Annotated in this window: 16 protein-coding genes and 1 pseudogene; 14 read left to right on the top strand and 3 right to left on the bottom strand. The window is 38.5% G+C overall.

Features of this window, described 5'->3' with window-relative positions; genetic code table 11:
* Positions 1–101: 101 nt before the first annotated feature.
* A complete protein-coding gene (locus J2Y67_RS00235; protein WP_310170218.1) occupies positions 102–1,322 on the bottom strand; it encodes an MFS transporter in 1,221 nt (406 codons plus the stop codon).
* A 192-nt stretch (positions 1,323–1,514) separates the two neighbouring features.
* On the opposite strand from J2Y67_RS00235, the gene J2Y67_RS00230 reads away from it, so the two are divergent.
* From J2Y67_RS00230 to cysC, 5 genes and pseudogenes are all read left to right on the top strand, one after another.
* Positions 1,515–2,282 (top strand): phosphosulfolactate synthase, encoded by a 768-nt coding sequence (locus J2Y67_RS00230; RefSeq protein WP_310169479.1) that lies wholly within the window; start codon positions 1,515–1,517, stop codon positions 2,280–2,282.
* Positions 2,267–2,794, top strand: a complete 528-nt coding sequence (locus J2Y67_RS00225; RefSeq protein WP_310169477.1) for a histidine phosphatase family protein — start codon at positions 2,267–2,269, stop codon at positions 2,792–2,794. The genes J2Y67_RS00230 and J2Y67_RS00225 overlap by 16 nt, the downstream gene beginning before the upstream one ends.
* A 21-nt stretch (positions 2,795–2,815) precedes the next feature.
* On the top strand, positions 2,816–3,526 hold the full coding sequence (locus tag J2Y67_RS00220; RefSeq protein WP_310169475.1) for a phosphoadenylyl-sulfate reductase: 711 nt from the start codon (positions 2,816–2,818) through the stop codon (positions 3,524–3,526).
* A gap of 213 nt (positions 3,527–3,739) precedes the next feature.
* A complete protein-coding gene (sat, locus tag J2Y67_RS00215) occupies positions 3,740–4,888 on the top strand; it encodes a sulfate adenylyltransferase (RefSeq protein ID WP_310169474.1) in 1,149 nt (382 codons plus the stop codon).
* 12 nt (positions 4,889–4,900) lie between these two features.
* A pseudogene (gene cysC / locus J2Y67_RS00210) lies at positions 4,901–5,494 on the top strand (adenylyl-sulfate kinase).
* A 12-nt stretch (positions 5,495–5,506) separates the two neighbouring features.
* Here the strand turns inward: cysC and J2Y67_RS00205 are convergent.
* The gene (locus J2Y67_RS00205; protein ID WP_310169473.1) at positions 5,507–6,124 is read right to left on the bottom strand and encodes a YitT family protein; all 618 of its coding nucleotides are present in this window, start codon (positions 6,122–6,124) and stop codon (positions 5,507–5,509) included.
* Positions 6,125–6,375: 251 nt separating this feature from the next.
* Here J2Y67_RS00205 and J2Y67_RS00200 point away from each other — a divergent pair, with 251 nt between their 5' ends.
* From J2Y67_RS00200 to htpG, 3 genes are all read left to right on the top strand, one after another.
* Positions 6,376–6,630 carry a transcriptional regulator SplA domain-containing protein gene (locus J2Y67_RS00200; RefSeq protein ID WP_310169471.1) on the top strand — a complete coding sequence of 85 codons (255 nt, stop codon included), beginning with the start codon at positions 6,376–6,378 and terminating at the stop codon, positions 6,628–6,630.
* Positions 6,623–7,651: a spore photoproduct lyase gene (gene splB / locus J2Y67_RS00195; protein WP_310169470.1), complete on the top strand. Its 1,029-nt coding sequence runs from the start codon at positions 6,623–6,625 to the stop codon at positions 7,649–7,651. The genes J2Y67_RS00200 and splB overlap by 8 nt, the downstream gene beginning before the upstream one ends.
* A gap of 155 nt (positions 7,652–7,806) precedes the next feature.
* Positions 7,807–9,687 carry a molecular chaperone HtpG gene (gene htpG / locus J2Y67_RS00190; protein WP_310169468.1) on the top strand — a complete coding sequence of 627 codons (1,881 nt, stop codon included), beginning with the start codon at positions 7,807–7,809 and terminating at the stop codon, positions 9,685–9,687.
* Between the two features lie 14 nt (positions 9,688–9,701).
* On the opposite strand, the gene J2Y67_RS00185 is transcribed toward htpG, so the two are convergent.
* A complete protein-coding gene (locus J2Y67_RS00185) occupies positions 9,702–10,109 on the bottom strand; it encodes a hypothetical protein (protein ID WP_310169467.1) in 408 nt (135 codons plus the stop codon).
* Positions 10,110–10,342: 233 nt separating this feature from the next.
* Between J2Y67_RS00185 and J2Y67_RS00180 the strand changes: the two genes are divergently transcribed.
* From J2Y67_RS00180 to J2Y67_RS00155, 6 genes are all read left to right on the top strand, one after another.
* The gene (locus J2Y67_RS00180; protein ID WP_310169465.1) at positions 10,343–11,602 is read left to right on the top strand and encodes a cation:proton antiporter; all 1,260 of its coding nucleotides are present in this window, start codon (positions 10,343–10,345) and stop codon (positions 11,600–11,602) included.
* Positions 11,603–11,659: 57 nt separating this feature from the next.
* A complete protein-coding gene (locus tag J2Y67_RS00175; protein ID WP_310169464.1) occupies positions 11,660–12,046 on the top strand; it encodes a PepSY domain-containing protein in 387 nt (128 codons plus the stop codon).
* Positions 12,047–12,124: 78 nt separating this feature from the next.
* Entirely contained in the window at positions 12,125–12,634 is a 510-nt protein-coding gene (locus tag J2Y67_RS00170) for a DUF2680 domain-containing protein (protein WP_310169463.1), read from the top strand.
* 136 nt (positions 12,635–12,770) lie between these two features.
* Complete coding sequence (locus tag J2Y67_RS00165) at positions 12,771–13,331, top strand: NADPH-dependent FMN reductase (RefSeq protein WP_310169462.1); 561 nt, start codon at positions 12,771–12,773, stop codon at positions 13,329–13,331.
* A gap of 180 nt (positions 13,332–13,511) precedes the next feature.
* Positions 13,512–14,702 (top strand): branched-chain amino acid ABC transporter substrate-binding protein, encoded by a 1,191-nt coding sequence (locus J2Y67_RS00160; protein WP_310169461.1) that lies wholly within the window; start codon positions 13,512–13,514, stop codon positions 14,700–14,702.
* 81 nt (positions 14,703–14,783) lie between these two features.
* The gene (locus J2Y67_RS00155) at positions 14,784–15,770 is read left to right on the top strand and encodes a branched-chain amino acid ABC transporter permease (RefSeq protein WP_310169460.1); all 987 of its coding nucleotides are present in this window, start codon (positions 14,784–14,786) and stop codon (positions 15,768–15,770) included.
* Positions 15,771–15,772: the final 2 nt, after the last annotated feature.

The raw sequence follows: 15,772 nt of genomic DNA, 5'->3' as shown, positions 1-15,772 counted from the left end.
TTTTTCCTAGGTTGCTTCGGCCCTGCCGATGAAGTCAAAGAGCGACTTCACCGTCAGGTCCTCCAGCACTTGTCGGGGCTGGACAAGGCGCTTCCGCTTTTCTATGTAAACTGCAACTTTTCAAAAAGTGTGTCACTTTCTTTTGATGGCCCTTTCTTCGCTACATGAATTAACAACATGCAAAGTAATGCACAGAATAAGGTTAATCCGGCGGTGATCAAAAACATTCCTGTCCTTGACCAGGCCATCAGAGTACTAAAAATCGGGGGACCAATGGCAACGCCTAAAAATCTGACGGAACCATATAACGAGGTGACAAAGCCTCTCCGGTCAGTTGGAACCGACCCTGTTATAAAGCTGTTAATACAAGGGAGAACCAGTCCTGTTCCAATACTGCTAATCACTAAAACAGCAAAGAAAGGAATTAATTTTTTAAAGAAAATCAGCGATGCGAAAGAAGAAGTCATTAACAAAAGTCCTAAAATAATTAAGGTTTTCATTAATTTCATTTTTTTCCCGATTTTACTGCCCGTTATGTATGAAGTTGCCGTCATAAATAAAAGTGGGATTGCGAGTATCCCTCCTTTTAAGACACCATCGATGTGATGATCTTTTTCAAGGATATCGGAAATGTAAAATAATATTCCAAATAAGGTAAATAAGCAAACAGCCCCGGTTAGATAGGCAGCAAACAGCCATCGCCCCTCCGTTTTGAATACAGAAATAAGCCCTTTTACATATTTGCCAACAGGAGGAGGCTCTTTTTCCTTTTTCTTTTCTTTAATAAAAAAGATGGTCAAGAGAACAGAAATGAGACAAAAAACCGGAAAGGCAAAAAATGCAGCATACCAAAATAGAAGGGCTAAGAGAGAACCAATAATTGGACTTATCACTTTTCCAAGCCCATTGGAGGCCTCTACTAATCCAAGCACCTTACTTTGTTCACTGCCTTTAAACAAATCTCCTGTTAAGGCCATTGCGATTGGAGCGGTTCCAGCTGCACCCATCCCCTGCATAATTCTTCCCGCCATTATCCAGATATAAGCATTTGAAAACCAGACCGCTGCAGCACCCGCAAGCAATCCTCCACTTCCATATAAAATAAGGGATGGAATAATGATCGCTTTTCGCGTAAACCGATCCGATAAATAGCCCAAAACAGGAATCGAGATGGCTGCAGCAATCGAAAAAGCGGAAATAATTAAACTTACCTTAAATTGTGTTATATCGAGAACAGACTTCATTTTTGGAAGAATCGGAATCAACATCGAATTACCTAAAACCAAGACAAGCGGGATTGAACCAATTGCAAATATTGTCATGCCCTTATGTTTTTGCTTTGGCAATGGTTGTACACTCCTAACTGTTAAATTGAAGCTATTTTATTGTTTGAAAGGAGTCATAGGTTTATTCAGATGACAAATGCCTATATTTCGAGTAAATAAGCCCATTAATTACACATTCACCCAGTTAGTGAATAATCTATCCTAGGAAAAAGAGGAGGCGTTTGCCCTATGGATTTTCTATCCTTGCCAAAAAGGACATCCGGGATTCGAACCTTTGGTTTGACGTCAGTTGTCGATTTTGGAACCCCACTAGGAGAATTAAAAAATATTTTGGCTGATTACAGTCACATTATAGATATCGCAAAACTGGGGATTGGTTCAGCTTATGTAACGCCTAATATAAATAAGAAAGTGAAGCTTTATCAGGAGTACAATATAAAGCCCTATTGCGGGGGGACATTATTTGAAAAAAGTTACTTTCAAAATAAAATTCCTGAATATCTTTCGTACTTACGCAAACTGGGAATTGAATGGATCGAGGTATCGAATGGCATCTTTGAGATCCCGCTTTACGAACGCCTCCAAATCATCTCGGAATTAAAAGAAGAATTTCAGGTAATCGCAGAGGTGGGGTCAAAAGATGCGGATAAGGAAATGCCGGTTTCCCAGTGGAGAGAAGAAATCAATCTTTTATTAGACGCTGGCTGCCAATATGTCATTACGGAAGGAAGGGATTCAGGGACCTCTGGTATTTATCAAAAATGCGGGACAATCAAATCCGACCTCATTCAAGAATTACTACATGATATAGATCCGAACAGAATTATTTTTGAAGCACCTTCTCCGAAACACCAAATGTATTTTATTAAGGAAATTGGACCAAATGTTAATTTAGGAAATGTAAAAATAAATGATGTCCTAATCCTAGAGGCACAGCGGTGTGGCTTAAGGAGTGAAACCTTCTATATGGAGGATATTGAATGCAACTTACTTTAATCAGACATTTACCTACGGAGTGGAATAAAAAAACATGGTTGCAAGGAAGAAGGGATATTGAAATCTCGCAAGTAACGGAGGAATTTCAAAAAGGTATTGCTGAAAATCAACGGCTTTTAAAAAACCTTGCACCATTTGATCTCGTATTGGCAAGTACATTGAAACGGACACATCAAACTGCACATCTTTACGGTTTTCTGCCTGAAACAGAAGTCTTACTCGATGAATTAGATTTCGGTTCCTTTGAAGGATTGCCAAAGGAAAAACTGATGGAACACAAAAACCGTCTCTGGATTGAAAACCCAAGTGGACTCGTTTTAGGCGAAAGTTTAAAAAGCCTTGAAGAACGGATTGTTTTGTTTCTAGATAAATACCAAGATTTTCATAATCTTTTATTGTTTGGTCACGGTTCTTGGATTCGCGCGCTTCTTTCCTATAAAAAATACGGTCATATCAATAATATGAATAAAATTACTGTAGGAAATAACTCCTGTATAACCCTATCAATATAAAGCGAAAAGGAGGAGTGATCAATGACTGAAACTTTAACATATGAAAATTGGAATAATCATAAACTCGAAGTCTTTTTAGAAACACAGCCAGATTATTTTGATGTTTTAAAGTGGGCCTATCAAGAATATGGGAACAAAATCGTTTATGCTTGCAGTTTTGGAGCGGAAGGAATCGTGTTAATTGATTTAATTCATAAGATAAACAAAAAAGCAAAAGTTATTTTCCTCGATACCGGACTTCATTTTCCGGAAACCTATGAATTAATCGAACGAATAAAAAACCGCTACCCTACTTTGGACATCGAAATGGTGAAACCACAGCTTTCTTTGGAAGAACAAGCAAAAGATTATGGAGATGAACTCTGGAGTCATAACCCTAATCTTTGCTGCCACATCCGAAAAGTCCTCCCTCTAAAAGAAGCGTTAAAGGGTGTACCGGCATGGATCTCCGGACTAAGACAGGATCAGTCCCCTACAAGAAGCCATACTCAGTACATTAATAAGGATGAAAAGTTTAATAATATCAAAATTTGCCCTCTTATTCATTGGAAGTGGGAGGATGTTTTAACCTATATCAGGCTAAATAATCTTCCCTTTAACCCCTTACATGATCAAGGTTATCCAAGTATTGGCTGCTTTCCTTGTACACAGCCTGTAACGGGCTCTAGTGATTCCCGGTTCGGTCGCTGGACAGGAACCTCGAAAACCGAATGCGGACTGCATCAAACTTGAGGGTGTAAAGATTGATTCGCAAATAAACGGTTTGAATCCGCAAATAAATGGTATCGATTCGCAAATAGACGGTCTGAATCAGCAAATAAAATGTAGCGATTCGTAAATAAACGGTCTTATTCGTAAATAAACCATTCAATTTCGTGAAATAAACCAATTGGATTTACGAATAACTAGTTTTTATCGGCTACTAAAACTGGGGAGGGAAAATAAGTGGTTGAAAGTGTGCCGCACGGCGGTAAATTGATAAATCGAATCGAACTGGATAAACCAATCGATTTTTCCAATCATTTTGTTGAACTGGATAATAGGGCATTAAGTGATTTGGAGTTGATTGCAAATGGAGCCTACAGTCCACTCGAAGGTTTTATGGTAAAAGCCGACTATGACACGGTCGTTCAAAATATGAGACTGGCAAACGGACTCCCATGGTCCTTGCCGATTACATTGGCAATTGATCGTTATAAAGCAATGGAACTGGATATTGGAGAAACGATTAATTTAATTCATCATAGTACTATCTTTGGCGTGATGGAGATAAAGGAAATCTATTTTCCCGACAAAAGAGTAGAGGCGGAGAAGGTCTACCGGACAACAGAAAATGTACATCCAGGAGTGAAAAAACTTCTTGAGCGGCCGGAAGTATATATAGGAGGTCCTATCAAACTTACGAAAAGACCCAAAAACATTCAGTTTGAAAATTTCTACCTAGATCCGATTCAAACAAGACAAATGTTTCAGGAATTGGGCTGGAAAACTGTTGTGGGGTTCCAAACACGAAATCCAGTCCACCGGGCACATGAATACATTCAAAAATCTGCTTTAGAAATCGTGGATGGTCTTTTCTTAAATCCGCTAGTAGGTGAAACGAAGTCAGATGACATACTGGGAGAAATCCGGATGAAAAGCTATCAGGTATTACTTGAAAATTATTATCCGAAAGAAAGAGTCTTTTTATCCGTATTCCCTGCGGCCATGCGCTATGCCGGTCCAAGAGAAGCCATTTTTCACGCCATCGTCCGGAAAAATTTTGGCTGTACCCACTTTATTGTTGGCAGAGACCATGCAGGGGTTGGCAATTATTATGGAACATATGATTCACAAAAAATATTCAGCCATTTTAGCACGGAAGAACTGGGAATCAAGCCGCTCTTTTTCGAACATAGCTTTTATTGTAAAAAGTGCGAAAACATGGCATCTGAAAAAACATGTCCACATGACCGGGAGCATCATGTGATTTTATCCGGAACAAAGGTTAGAGGAATGTTAAAAAACGGGGAGCAGCCACCAAAAGAGTTTAGCCGGCCAGAAGTGGTACATATTCTAATCCAGGGAATGAAAGAAGTCTTTACAGAAAAATAAAGGGTGTAGGGAATGGAGAAAAATATTATTTGGCATGATTATGCTGTCACGAAAACTGACCGGCATCAACTATATGGACATAAAAGCTGTGTGCTTTGGTTTACCGGATTATCAGGTTAAGGGAAATCGACATTGGCAAATGTGGTCGATTCCACATTATTTCAACAGGGGATTAAAAGTTATGTTTTAGACGGAGACAATGTCCGACATGGATTGAATCGTGATTTAACCTTCCGAGATAAGGACCGAAAGGAAAATATCCGCAGAGTGGGAGAGGTCTCTAAGCTTTTTGTTGATAGCGGTCACATCGTTTCTTCCGCATTTATTTCTCCCTTTCGTCATGAACGGGAACTTGTACGCAGCATGTTTGAGGAAGGGGAGTTTATTGAAATATTTTTAAATTGCCCGATCCAAGTCTGTGAAAGTAGGGATCCCAAAGGTTTATATAAAAAGGCAAGAAAAGGTGAGATTTCTGATTTTACGGGAATTTCTTCACCTTACGAAAGTCCAAATCATCCATAAATATTAATTGAAACAAATCGGTATACGATTCAGGAATCAGTAAACAAAATTCTTTACTATTTAAAAGAGAGGAAGATCCTTTAATCCCGGATCTTCTTATTTTTTTCGCCAATTTGCCGTGAAGATATTTATTTTTTGCAGCTTAAACGTATAAATATAGTCGATAATGTTAGTCGAGAAAAATTGACAAATAATTGCGTAAAGAACGATTTTATAATCAATCACAAGGGCAGTTAAGATAAAAATTACCAAGTTAATCCCCATCATCACTTTTCCCGGGCTCCATTTCTTGTAGTTGGCAATCATTAGAGCCGGGATAACCATTCCTCCGCTCGATGCCCCCGCCCGGATGAGCAGTCCAACGCCAATTCCAAAAAAAATACTCCCTGCTGCAAGATCAAAGACAATATTGATATGGGGAAGCAAAAATTTAGAAGTTAGGATGCCCACAGTTGTCGAAGTGGTTGCCACAGCCAGAATGGTACGCAAAGTCCAGGTATAACCAAAATAGTTTAAAGCAAAAAGTAAAAAAACAATATTTGCCAGCCATAAAGAAAAACCAAGGGACAAATGAAACCAGTGATTCATCAAGATGGCCAGGCCTGCAGCACCTCCGGAGGGGATGGAGTGCGGAAATAAAAACAAGGACATGGACATTCCCTGAAGGGTGGCCCCCACAAGTAAACAGAAAAGGGTTAGGAGTTTTTTCTTCATGATTGATGGAAAAATGTTTTGTTATGTAGTTTGATTGCCGTCACTTTACATTCCTCCCCTTCCTTGTCCATTTTATGAGGAATAAAAATAGAATATGAAGTAATCTTTTCAGAAGAAAAAGGGAAGGTCATACATCATCCAATGGATCACATGATATTTTCCAATTAATCTAAAGCATTTTTCAACAGCGGAAAGTTAACTCTATTCATAAAGACCCACTAGTATAAATCGTAAGGAAAGGATTTGAGTAGATGTCTCAATCATTTCAACCCGGTCAAATTGTTTATGTGATTATTAGAAACCCACACGCGCAGGATGTGGCCAATGTCCAAGAAGCAGCTGTTGTACAAAATCCCGAATCACCTGATGAACTGGCGCTTTTTTTATATGAAACCTATTATCCTCTAACCAAAGAAGTGGCTGCTTATCATACTGTAAATGAAGCGGAGATGGCCTATCGGGAAGCTTTTGGGTTCTCGGAAGAAATGGAGAATTATTTTGGTTAAGCCCTTTGTTCCCCAACTCGTCTATGTGGAACCTGGCGCACAAGAATACCCGCTTGGGAAAGAATTAGTTGCAAAATTTGAGAATATGGGAATCGAAATCAGACAAACCACTTCACATAATCAAATTCGGAACCTGCCTGGGGAAAATGATTTTCAAAGGTATCGGATGGCCAAATCGACATTAGTGATTGGAGTTCGAAAAACGTTAAAATTTGATACATCGAAACCATCTGCCGAATATGCGATTCCATTTGTAACGGGGTGTATGGGTCATTGCCATTATTGTTATTTGCAAACGACGATGGGCAGTAAACCATATATCCGAACCTATGTAAATGTAGAGGACATTTTTGAAGCCGCAGAAAATTATATGAAAGAACGGGCACCCGAACCAACCCGATTTGAAGCTTCGTGTACCTCTGATATTGTTGGAGTGGACCATTTAACCCACACATTAAAAAAAGCGATTGAATTTTTTGGTGAATCGGAATATGGGAAACTTCGCTTTGTGACCAAATTTGCCCATGTGGACCATCTGCTCGATGTCAAGCATAATGGCCGGACTCGCTTCCGCTTTAGTATAAATGATGATTATATCATTAAAAATTTTGAGCCGGGAACCTCGAGATTGCCCGAAAGAATTGAGGCGGCGAAAAAGATAGCGGGTGCAGACTATCCCTTGGGTTTCATCATTGCCCCCATCTATCTGCATGAAGGCTGGAAAGAGGGCTATAAAGAAATGCTTGAAAAACTGGAATCAGAGCTGCCGGAAAAAGCTAAAAAGGATTTAACCTTTGAAATGATTCAGCATCGTTTTACAAAGCCGGCTAAAAATGTCATTCAAAAAAATTATCCGATGACAAAATTGGAGCTTGATGAATCCAAGCGGAAATGGAAATGGGGCCGATATGGGATTGGTAAGTATGTTTATACCAATCAAGAGCAAGAGGATATTAAAGATACACTTGGCAGCTATATTAACACCTATTTTCCGGAAGCAAAAATTGAATATTTTACTTAAAGAAGGAATCCTGAGACGGTTCCTTTTTTTTGTTGAGTAAAGATAGTTGACGAACCTAGAAATATATGTTATTAAAATAATGTGTTAGCACTCCTGATGATAGAGTGCTAAAATAATGATATAATCGACAATATACACCAGAAAGGGGCATTTTGATGGAAACCAAACAGTTTCAAGCTGAATCGAAAAGATTATTGGACATGATGATTCATTCTATCTATACGCAAAAAGAAATCTTTTTAAGAGAGTTGATTTCCAATTCCAGTGATGCGATTGACAAAATTTATTATAGAGCATTAACGGATGAAAACTTAACTTTTGATAAGGACCGCTACTACATAAAAGTAGCCGCTGATAAGGAAAATAGAGTGCTCAAAATTACGGACACGGGTATTGGAATGACAGCGGAAGAGCTTGAAAATAATCTCGGAACGATTGCAAAAAGCGGCTCATTAGCCTTTAAAACGGAAAATGAATCAAAAGATGGCCATGATATCATTGGACAATTTGGTGTTGGCTTCTATGCAGCCTTTATGGTTGCGGATGTTGTAACGGTGATTAGTAAGGCATTAGGCAGTGAACAGGCTTATGAATGGGAGTCAAAAGGCGCCGAAGGCTACACGATCGTTCCTTTCGAAAAAGATGAAGTTGGAACCGAAATTATTTTAAAAATCAAAGAAAATAACGAAGATGAAAACTATGATGAATTTTTAGAAGAGTACCGTCTAAAATCCATTATTAAAAAATATTCCGATTTCATCCGCTACCCAATTAAAATGGATGTGACCTCAAGAAGGTTAAAAGAAGACAGTGAAGATGAATACGAGGATGTTATAGAAGAACAAGTCATCAACAGCATGGTACCAATTTGGCGTAAAAATAAAAGTCAGTTGACGGATGAGGATTATCAGAATTTTTATTCCGAAAAACATTACGGCTTTGACAAACCTCTTAAACACATCCATATCAGTGTGGATGGGGCTGTAAGATACAATGCAATTTTATATATTCCGGAGAAAACTCCATTTGATTTTTACTCACCGGAATATGAAAAGGGCTTAGAGCTTTACTCCAATGGCGTATTAATCATGAATAAATGTGCCGATTTGCTCCCAGATTATTTTAGTTTTGTAAAAGGAATGGTTGACTCTGAGGATTTATCGCTTAACATCTCAAGAGAAATGCTTCAGCACGATCGTCAGCTTAAGCTAATTGCAAAAAATATTAATAAGAAAATTAAGAGTGAGCTCCAAAGCTTATTAAAGAATGAACGTGAAAAATATGAAGAATTCTATAAGTCCTTTGGCAGACAAATAAAATTTGGTGTATATAGTGATTACGGCATGCACAAAGAAGAATTGCAGGATTTATTATTATTCTACTCTTCCAAAGAGAAGAAAATGGTTACTTTAGATGAGTATGTATCTAGAATGCCTGAGGATCAAAAATATATTTATTATGCATCCGGTGAAACCATTGATAGAATTGAAAAGTTGCCGCAAACCGAGTTAGTTGCTGATAAAGGCTATGAAATTCTTTACTTTACTGATGATATCGACGAATTTTCCATCAAGATGTTAATGGCTTACAAGGAGAAAGAATTCAAATCGGTTTCTAGTGGTGATTTAGGAATTGAATCTGATGAGGATAAAAATAACACCGAAACAGAGGAAAAGGAAAATAAAGAGCTATTTGAAGCGATGAAAAAAATCTTAGCCGACAAGGTGAAAGATGTTCGGATATCAAAACGGTTGAAGAGCCATCCTGTTTGCATCACAAGCGACGGGGAAATTACCTTGGAAATGGAAAAAATTCTAAAATCGATGCCTGGTAACCAAAATGTAAAGGCTGACAGAATTTTAGAAATCAATGTTCAACATGAGGTATTTACTTCACTTAAAGAAGCTTTTGAAAAAGATCAAGAGAAACTATCGCTATATACCAATCTTTTGTACAATCAAGCATTGCTCATTGAAGGGCTGCAGGTTCCTGATCCTGTAGAATTTACAAATAATATTTGCAAAATTATGGTATAAATAGAGGAGAGCTGTCATGATGGCAGCTCTTTTTTTAGCATTCTTACATTTCCTGTTGCATGATAGTGAAAATAATTAAAGATCTCCAGTTGATAGCCTGTACCATTTGGAACCGTAAAAGTATAGTTGAATTCTTCCCCGCCTGAGTCCCCATAGAAAGTAACACTATCAAAATATTCAATGGAAGTACCCAGCTTACTTATCTTAACGATTGAATATTTAACGGGTGAGCTCTCATCATGAGTGGTTTGAATACCATGAATCGTAATAGTTTCATGATCGATGGCAAACTTTGAACTGAAGAAAAACGGAACAGCTATCCCAAGCCCCCATTTTAATTCCCCATCTTCTTTCTTGTGCTTTTTTAATCCCCCCTTGAAAAGCTTGTATAATCTGCGAAAGTACGACCCTTCCTCTCCCATTGGTCTCTCTCCCTGATTGAAATTAAAGCTATTATATTATTTGCTTTCCATAAGCGAAAAGGAACGGCATCCTCCCAAGCCCGTCCAAAATTTTTTGAATCCTGCCCATTTTTAGACAAGCCACTTCCGTTTAATTGAAACAAGCATATGATGTGTAGTGCAAAAACTATTTGAATCGGAGCGTTTTAAATATTCTATGAAAAGAGGCTGACAGTATTTATGGAGGGAGAAAAATGTTTACAATCGAACAAATACAGGTAAGCCATTTTTTGTTCGCAATGGGCTGCCTGCTCGCGTTAGCGCATATACTGGGCTACCTTTGTGAACGGATTTATATACCTAGGGTAATTGGGGAAGTGGGAGCGGGAATTATCCTAGGACCAAGTTTATTAGGTTATTTTTATCCTGATATATTTAAATGGATGTTCCATGGGTTTCCATTGGAGGATCAATTATTTGGGCTCATTTATCAAATCGGTTTAATTCTTTTGATGTTCGTGTCAGGTTTAAAATTTCATACTGAATTTAAGAAGGATGATTTAAAAATCACCTCTGCTATTACGATTGGTTCAAGTGTTCTACCGTTTATTATTGGATGGGTGGTTACAAATTTTATCGATATGTCCAAATTTGTCGGAACAGCTAATGATTTGCTGGCACTTAAATTAGTGGTATGTATTTCGATTGCAGTCACTTCAATTCCCGTTATTTCTAAAATTTTTATCGACTTGGGAATCATGAAAACAAGGTTTGCCAAACTCGTTGTCATTATTGCCGGACTTCACGATATCCTTCTTTGGGTGGTCCTAGGTGTAGCGACAAATCTTGTTGCGCATCATAGTAACCAATTATCCTATAGTGATGTATTTTTAAGTATTGGAACCACTTGTTTGTTTTTAGTGGGAATTCTCTTTGTGTTAAGAGTTTTGTTTAAACATTTAACGATGAATGACAGTAATATATTTTTTCGCTCTTCGAATTTAGGTTATGTATTAGTGATTTTATTTATCGCGTGTGTACTGGCCTATTTTTTCCATGTCGAAACCATATTTGGAGCCTTGCTGGTCGGAATTGCAGCAAAACTTTATCTTCCGGAAACGGTATCAGTGAAGATAGAAGAAGGCGTTTCAAATTTATCCTTCTCCTGGTTTGTGCCTGTATATTTTGCGACGGTTGGACTCCAATTGGATTTAGCCAATTCGTTTGATATCTATTTCTTTATCGAATACTTGTTAATTGCAACCTTTATTCAAATGACGATCGTTTACTTTACCTGCCGCTTAATTAAGCTTAATTCTCTAACAAGTTTAAACTTTGGCTTCGCAATGAATGCCAGGGGAGGCCCGGGTATTGTTTTATCAACAGTGGCTTTTATGTCGGGGATAATTAATCAGGAGTTTTTTGCGATACTAGTGATGCTCGCCCTTGTCACTTCCTGGATGACTGGAACATGGCTCAGATTTGTAATTAAAAACAAATGGGATTTAATGTGAAATGAATAAATTTCATACTCTTACACAAGATATAAAAAAATAAAGGAGTGTGAGAGTATGAAAAAAATAGTTCTCTTATTGGTTTTACTATTCCCAATCAGTTTTAGTAGTTATTTTCAGTTGACCCATGCGAAAGGAATGGGGGACCTGCAAGCTGAAAACAAAGTGATCTCTGAAAAAGAAGCAGGGGATATTGCTTTAACAAAAGTTAAAGGTGAAATTGTCAAGGTTGTCCTAGAAAAGGATGATGGAAGATCCGTTTACGAGGTAAAAATTAAAAGCGCAGGCATTTTTTACGAAGTTGAAATCGATGCTAAGACAGGAAAAGTTTTAGAGGTGGAAAAAGAGGGTTCTTCTAACGGTGATGATGACCGTCATGGTGACGATGATCATGAACATGGTGATGACGACGGTCACGGTGACGATGACCATGGAGATGACTAATTATATTCTTAAAAAAGCTGCACGTCATTTTTGATGTGCCGTTTTTTATATGAAGTAACTATTTCGAGGAGAAAATCAATGATTAAAAAATATGTGATTCTTATATTTTTTCTCTTTAGCTTTTTAGCAACAGGGTACCATTCCTTTGCGGAAACTGAAAAGGTGGAAAAGAATAAAGAAGTGGAGAAAATTAAACATGCTCCTAAAAAAGAGAAGCTAAAGAAATCAGAGGAAATTTACGATTCAGAAAAGGAATCAGAAGAAAATGGCGATTCGGAAAAGGAATCCGAAGGTGAAAAAAATGATAGCGAAAAATGGGATTCGGATTTAACCTGCACGAGAGATATTAAGTATACATTAGCGCAAAAGCAGCGTCTTGATCAAATCTATCACCGTATTTATATGGATTATATCAGCCTGATTGAAACATATGCCTGGGCAGGTGCCCTCACCCAAGATGAAAAAACACTGCGCTATAACATGTTAAAAAACTACATACTTACCTTCCAAAAAAGAAACTACAAATGGTGCAGTGAATTCGAGGAAGATGAATGGGAAGAGGAATGGTTTAACAGTGATAATGATTAAATAACTATTTCGGGACAATTCAAAATAGGAATTGTCCCTTTTATTAGAGCAACATTTTTGACATCGCAGCCTATTTTTACGTAAGCTTAATGAGTTGTAACATACAACTAAATTGTTGTAAAGGGAGGAAAAAGAAATGAAAGTAGTAGCAATCATTGGAAGTATTCGGAAGGAATCTTATAACCTGAAGCTCGCAAAATATGTTCAAAAAACCTACAAGGACCGTTTTGATCTTGAAATTTTGAATATTCGCGATCTTCCTCATTATGACCAAGATATCGAGTTAAACCCGCCGCAGGTGGTTTCTGATTTTAAGAAAAAAGTAGCCGATGCAGATGCCGTTCTTTGGGTGACACCGGAATACAATTATTCCATTCCGGGTGTATTAAAGAATGCAATGGATTGGTTATCCCGTGTGGATAAAGTCATGATTGGCAAACCATCATGGATCATGGGTGCATCAATGGGGACGCTAGGAACCGTTCGTGCTCAGCAGCATTTGCGTGATATTCTCTTCTGCCCAGGGATTGGTTCGATACTTATTCCAGGTAATGAAGTTTACGTTGCTCAAGTTCATGAAAAAATGGATCAAGATGGAAACCTTACCCACGAACCAACCATTAAGTTTTTGGATCAGGTCGTGAATAACTTTATCCAATGGTTTAACCAACAAAAACAGCTTTGTTCCACAAAATAGCCATCAAAACCAACACCGTAAAAAATTAGAACGGTGTTGGTTTTTTATTTTTGGCAGTGTTAAAGATTGACAAGTGTAGTTTTTCAAAATAATGGAAAATGAATAATTTGTCCTATTTTTGATTTTGATCCATATACATATAGAGGGCTTGTTTTTATTAAAAAAATAGGGGGGTCAACATTGAAGTTCAAGAAATCTTTAGCGTTATTGTTAACAGGAGGGTTGGCGGCAAGTCTATTTTTAGCGGGCTGCAGCTCAAAGTCAGGGGACGGGGGAAAAAGTAGTTCAAATGTGATCAAAATTGCGACACAAACGCCACTTTCCGGTGGCAGCGCGACTATTGGGGAAGCCATTAAGCTAGGTGCTCAGCTTAAATTGGACGAAGAAAAAGCAAAGTTTAAAGAATTAGGCTTCAACCTGCAACTGGTTCCTTTCGATGATCAAGGGGATCCAAAAAAAGGGGTGGCGAATGCCCAATTAATTGGTGCCGATAAATCAATCCTGGCAGTGGTCGGTCACTTTAACTCAGGAGTAGCCATTCCTTCATCAGAGGTCTATGAAAAATATGCAATCCCTATGGTTTCACCAGCCAACTCTGCAGTAGAAGTAACATCAAGGGGATTAAAAACAGTCAACCGGATTGTTGCCCGTGACGATTTCCAAGGGCCTGCCGGTGCAGAATATGCGGTTAATACCTTACATGCGAAGAAAATCTTTATTGTTCAAGATAAAACAGCTTACGGGACCGGTCTAGCAGAAGCTTTCAAGAAAGCAGCGGAAGAAAAGGGCGCTCAAATTCTTGGATTTGAAGGAATTACCGTTGGCGAAAAAGACTTTAATGGAGTTCTTAACCAAGTTGTCTCCAAAAAACCTGATCTCGTTTATTTTGGCGGAATCTATGCTGAAGGTGGTTTGTTAATCAAACAAGCTCGTGAAAAAGGGATCAACGTCCCATTCCTGGGCGGAGATGGATTGGATGCGTCCACCCTTGTTGAAATTGCCGGAGATGCGATTAAAAATACCTATATTACTTCGCTAGCCGGGGATTCAACGAAATCAGCAGAAGGTCAAAAGTTTATCGAAACCTATAAAGCCAAATTCAATAAAAATACAGAGTCCTATTCGGTTTATGGGTATGATACGATGGGCGTTGTTTTAAAAGGAATTGAGGATGCGGTTAAAGGCAATAACAACAAAATGCCTACTCGTCAACAAGTAAGAGATGCCGTTCGTGGTGTTCAGAATTACCAAGGGGTATTAACGAAGGTAAGCTTTGACGATATCGGGGACAACAAATATGCAAAAGTATATATATATAGCTTTAAAGAAGCGAAATATCCGGCAGAATTTGTTGGTGAAGTCAATAAATAGGGGTTAAAAGGTAGAAAAGGGTACACTTTAGGAGGTGAATACCCTTTTCTATTATTATATTATGGGACAAGGAGGTTTACTATGCTGAATGAAATGGTCCAGACAATTCCGCAGGTGCTGATTGATGGGCTGACATTAGGGGCAGTCTATGCCGTTATTGCATTAGGTTACACAATGGTTTATGGGATATTGGAATTAATTAATTTTGCACACGGGGAAATTTTCATGTCCGGAGCTTTCATGGGAACAGCGATTTTACTCGTATTAACAGGAATGGGTTGGACGTCCGCCGTACCAGCCATTGTTATGCTGATTACGGCCCTTCTCTTAACCGCACTCTTAACAGGATTACTAGGAATGGGAATTGAAAGAGTCGCCTACCGGCCATTGCGGAACGCACCACGGTTAATCCCTCTGATCACCGCAATCGGGATTTCCTTTTTATTACAGGATATTGTGAGATTCATAGCTGAATTGAAAAAGGGAAACTATATTGTAACGGGTCCAAGCATGTTTACCCACCAGCTGTCCATCAAAGCTTCGTCGATTAGTTCTGTGTTTAATGATGCGAATATTAAAACTTCTTTTGTGATTGTCCTTGTCACGGCAGTGATCATGATGATTGGACTTGACATATTTGTCAATCGGACAAAATGGGGGATGGCGATGAGGGCAGTGGCACAAGACCGTGAAACCGCTTCCTTAATGACTATCAATGTTAATAAGGTGATTTCGATGACCTTTTTTATCGGTTCTGCGCTTGGTGGGGCGACGGGCGTCCTATTTGCTGTTCAATATGGGACGATTGACCCTTATATTGGCTTTATCCTTGGCTTAAAAGCCTTTACCGCTGCGGTATTGGGCGGAATCGGAAATATCCGCGGTGCGATGCTCGGCGGTTTATTGCTGGGGTTACTAGAAATGTTTGCATCTGCCAATTTAACGCTGCTTTCCGGTGGTGTCTTCGGGGCTGAATATAAGGATGTGTTTGCGTTTATTATTTTAATTATCGTATTGCTGTTTAAGCCTGAAGGTCTATTAGGCAAACCGGTCACTGAGAAAGTGTAGGT

The organism is Neobacillus niacini, from assembly GCF_031456445.1.
GTDB classification, from domain to species: Bacteria; Bacillota; Bacilli; order Bacillales; family Cytobacillaceae; genus Neobacillus; species Neobacillus niacini_I.
This window is presented reverse-complemented; position numbering and strand designations above follow the sequence as displayed.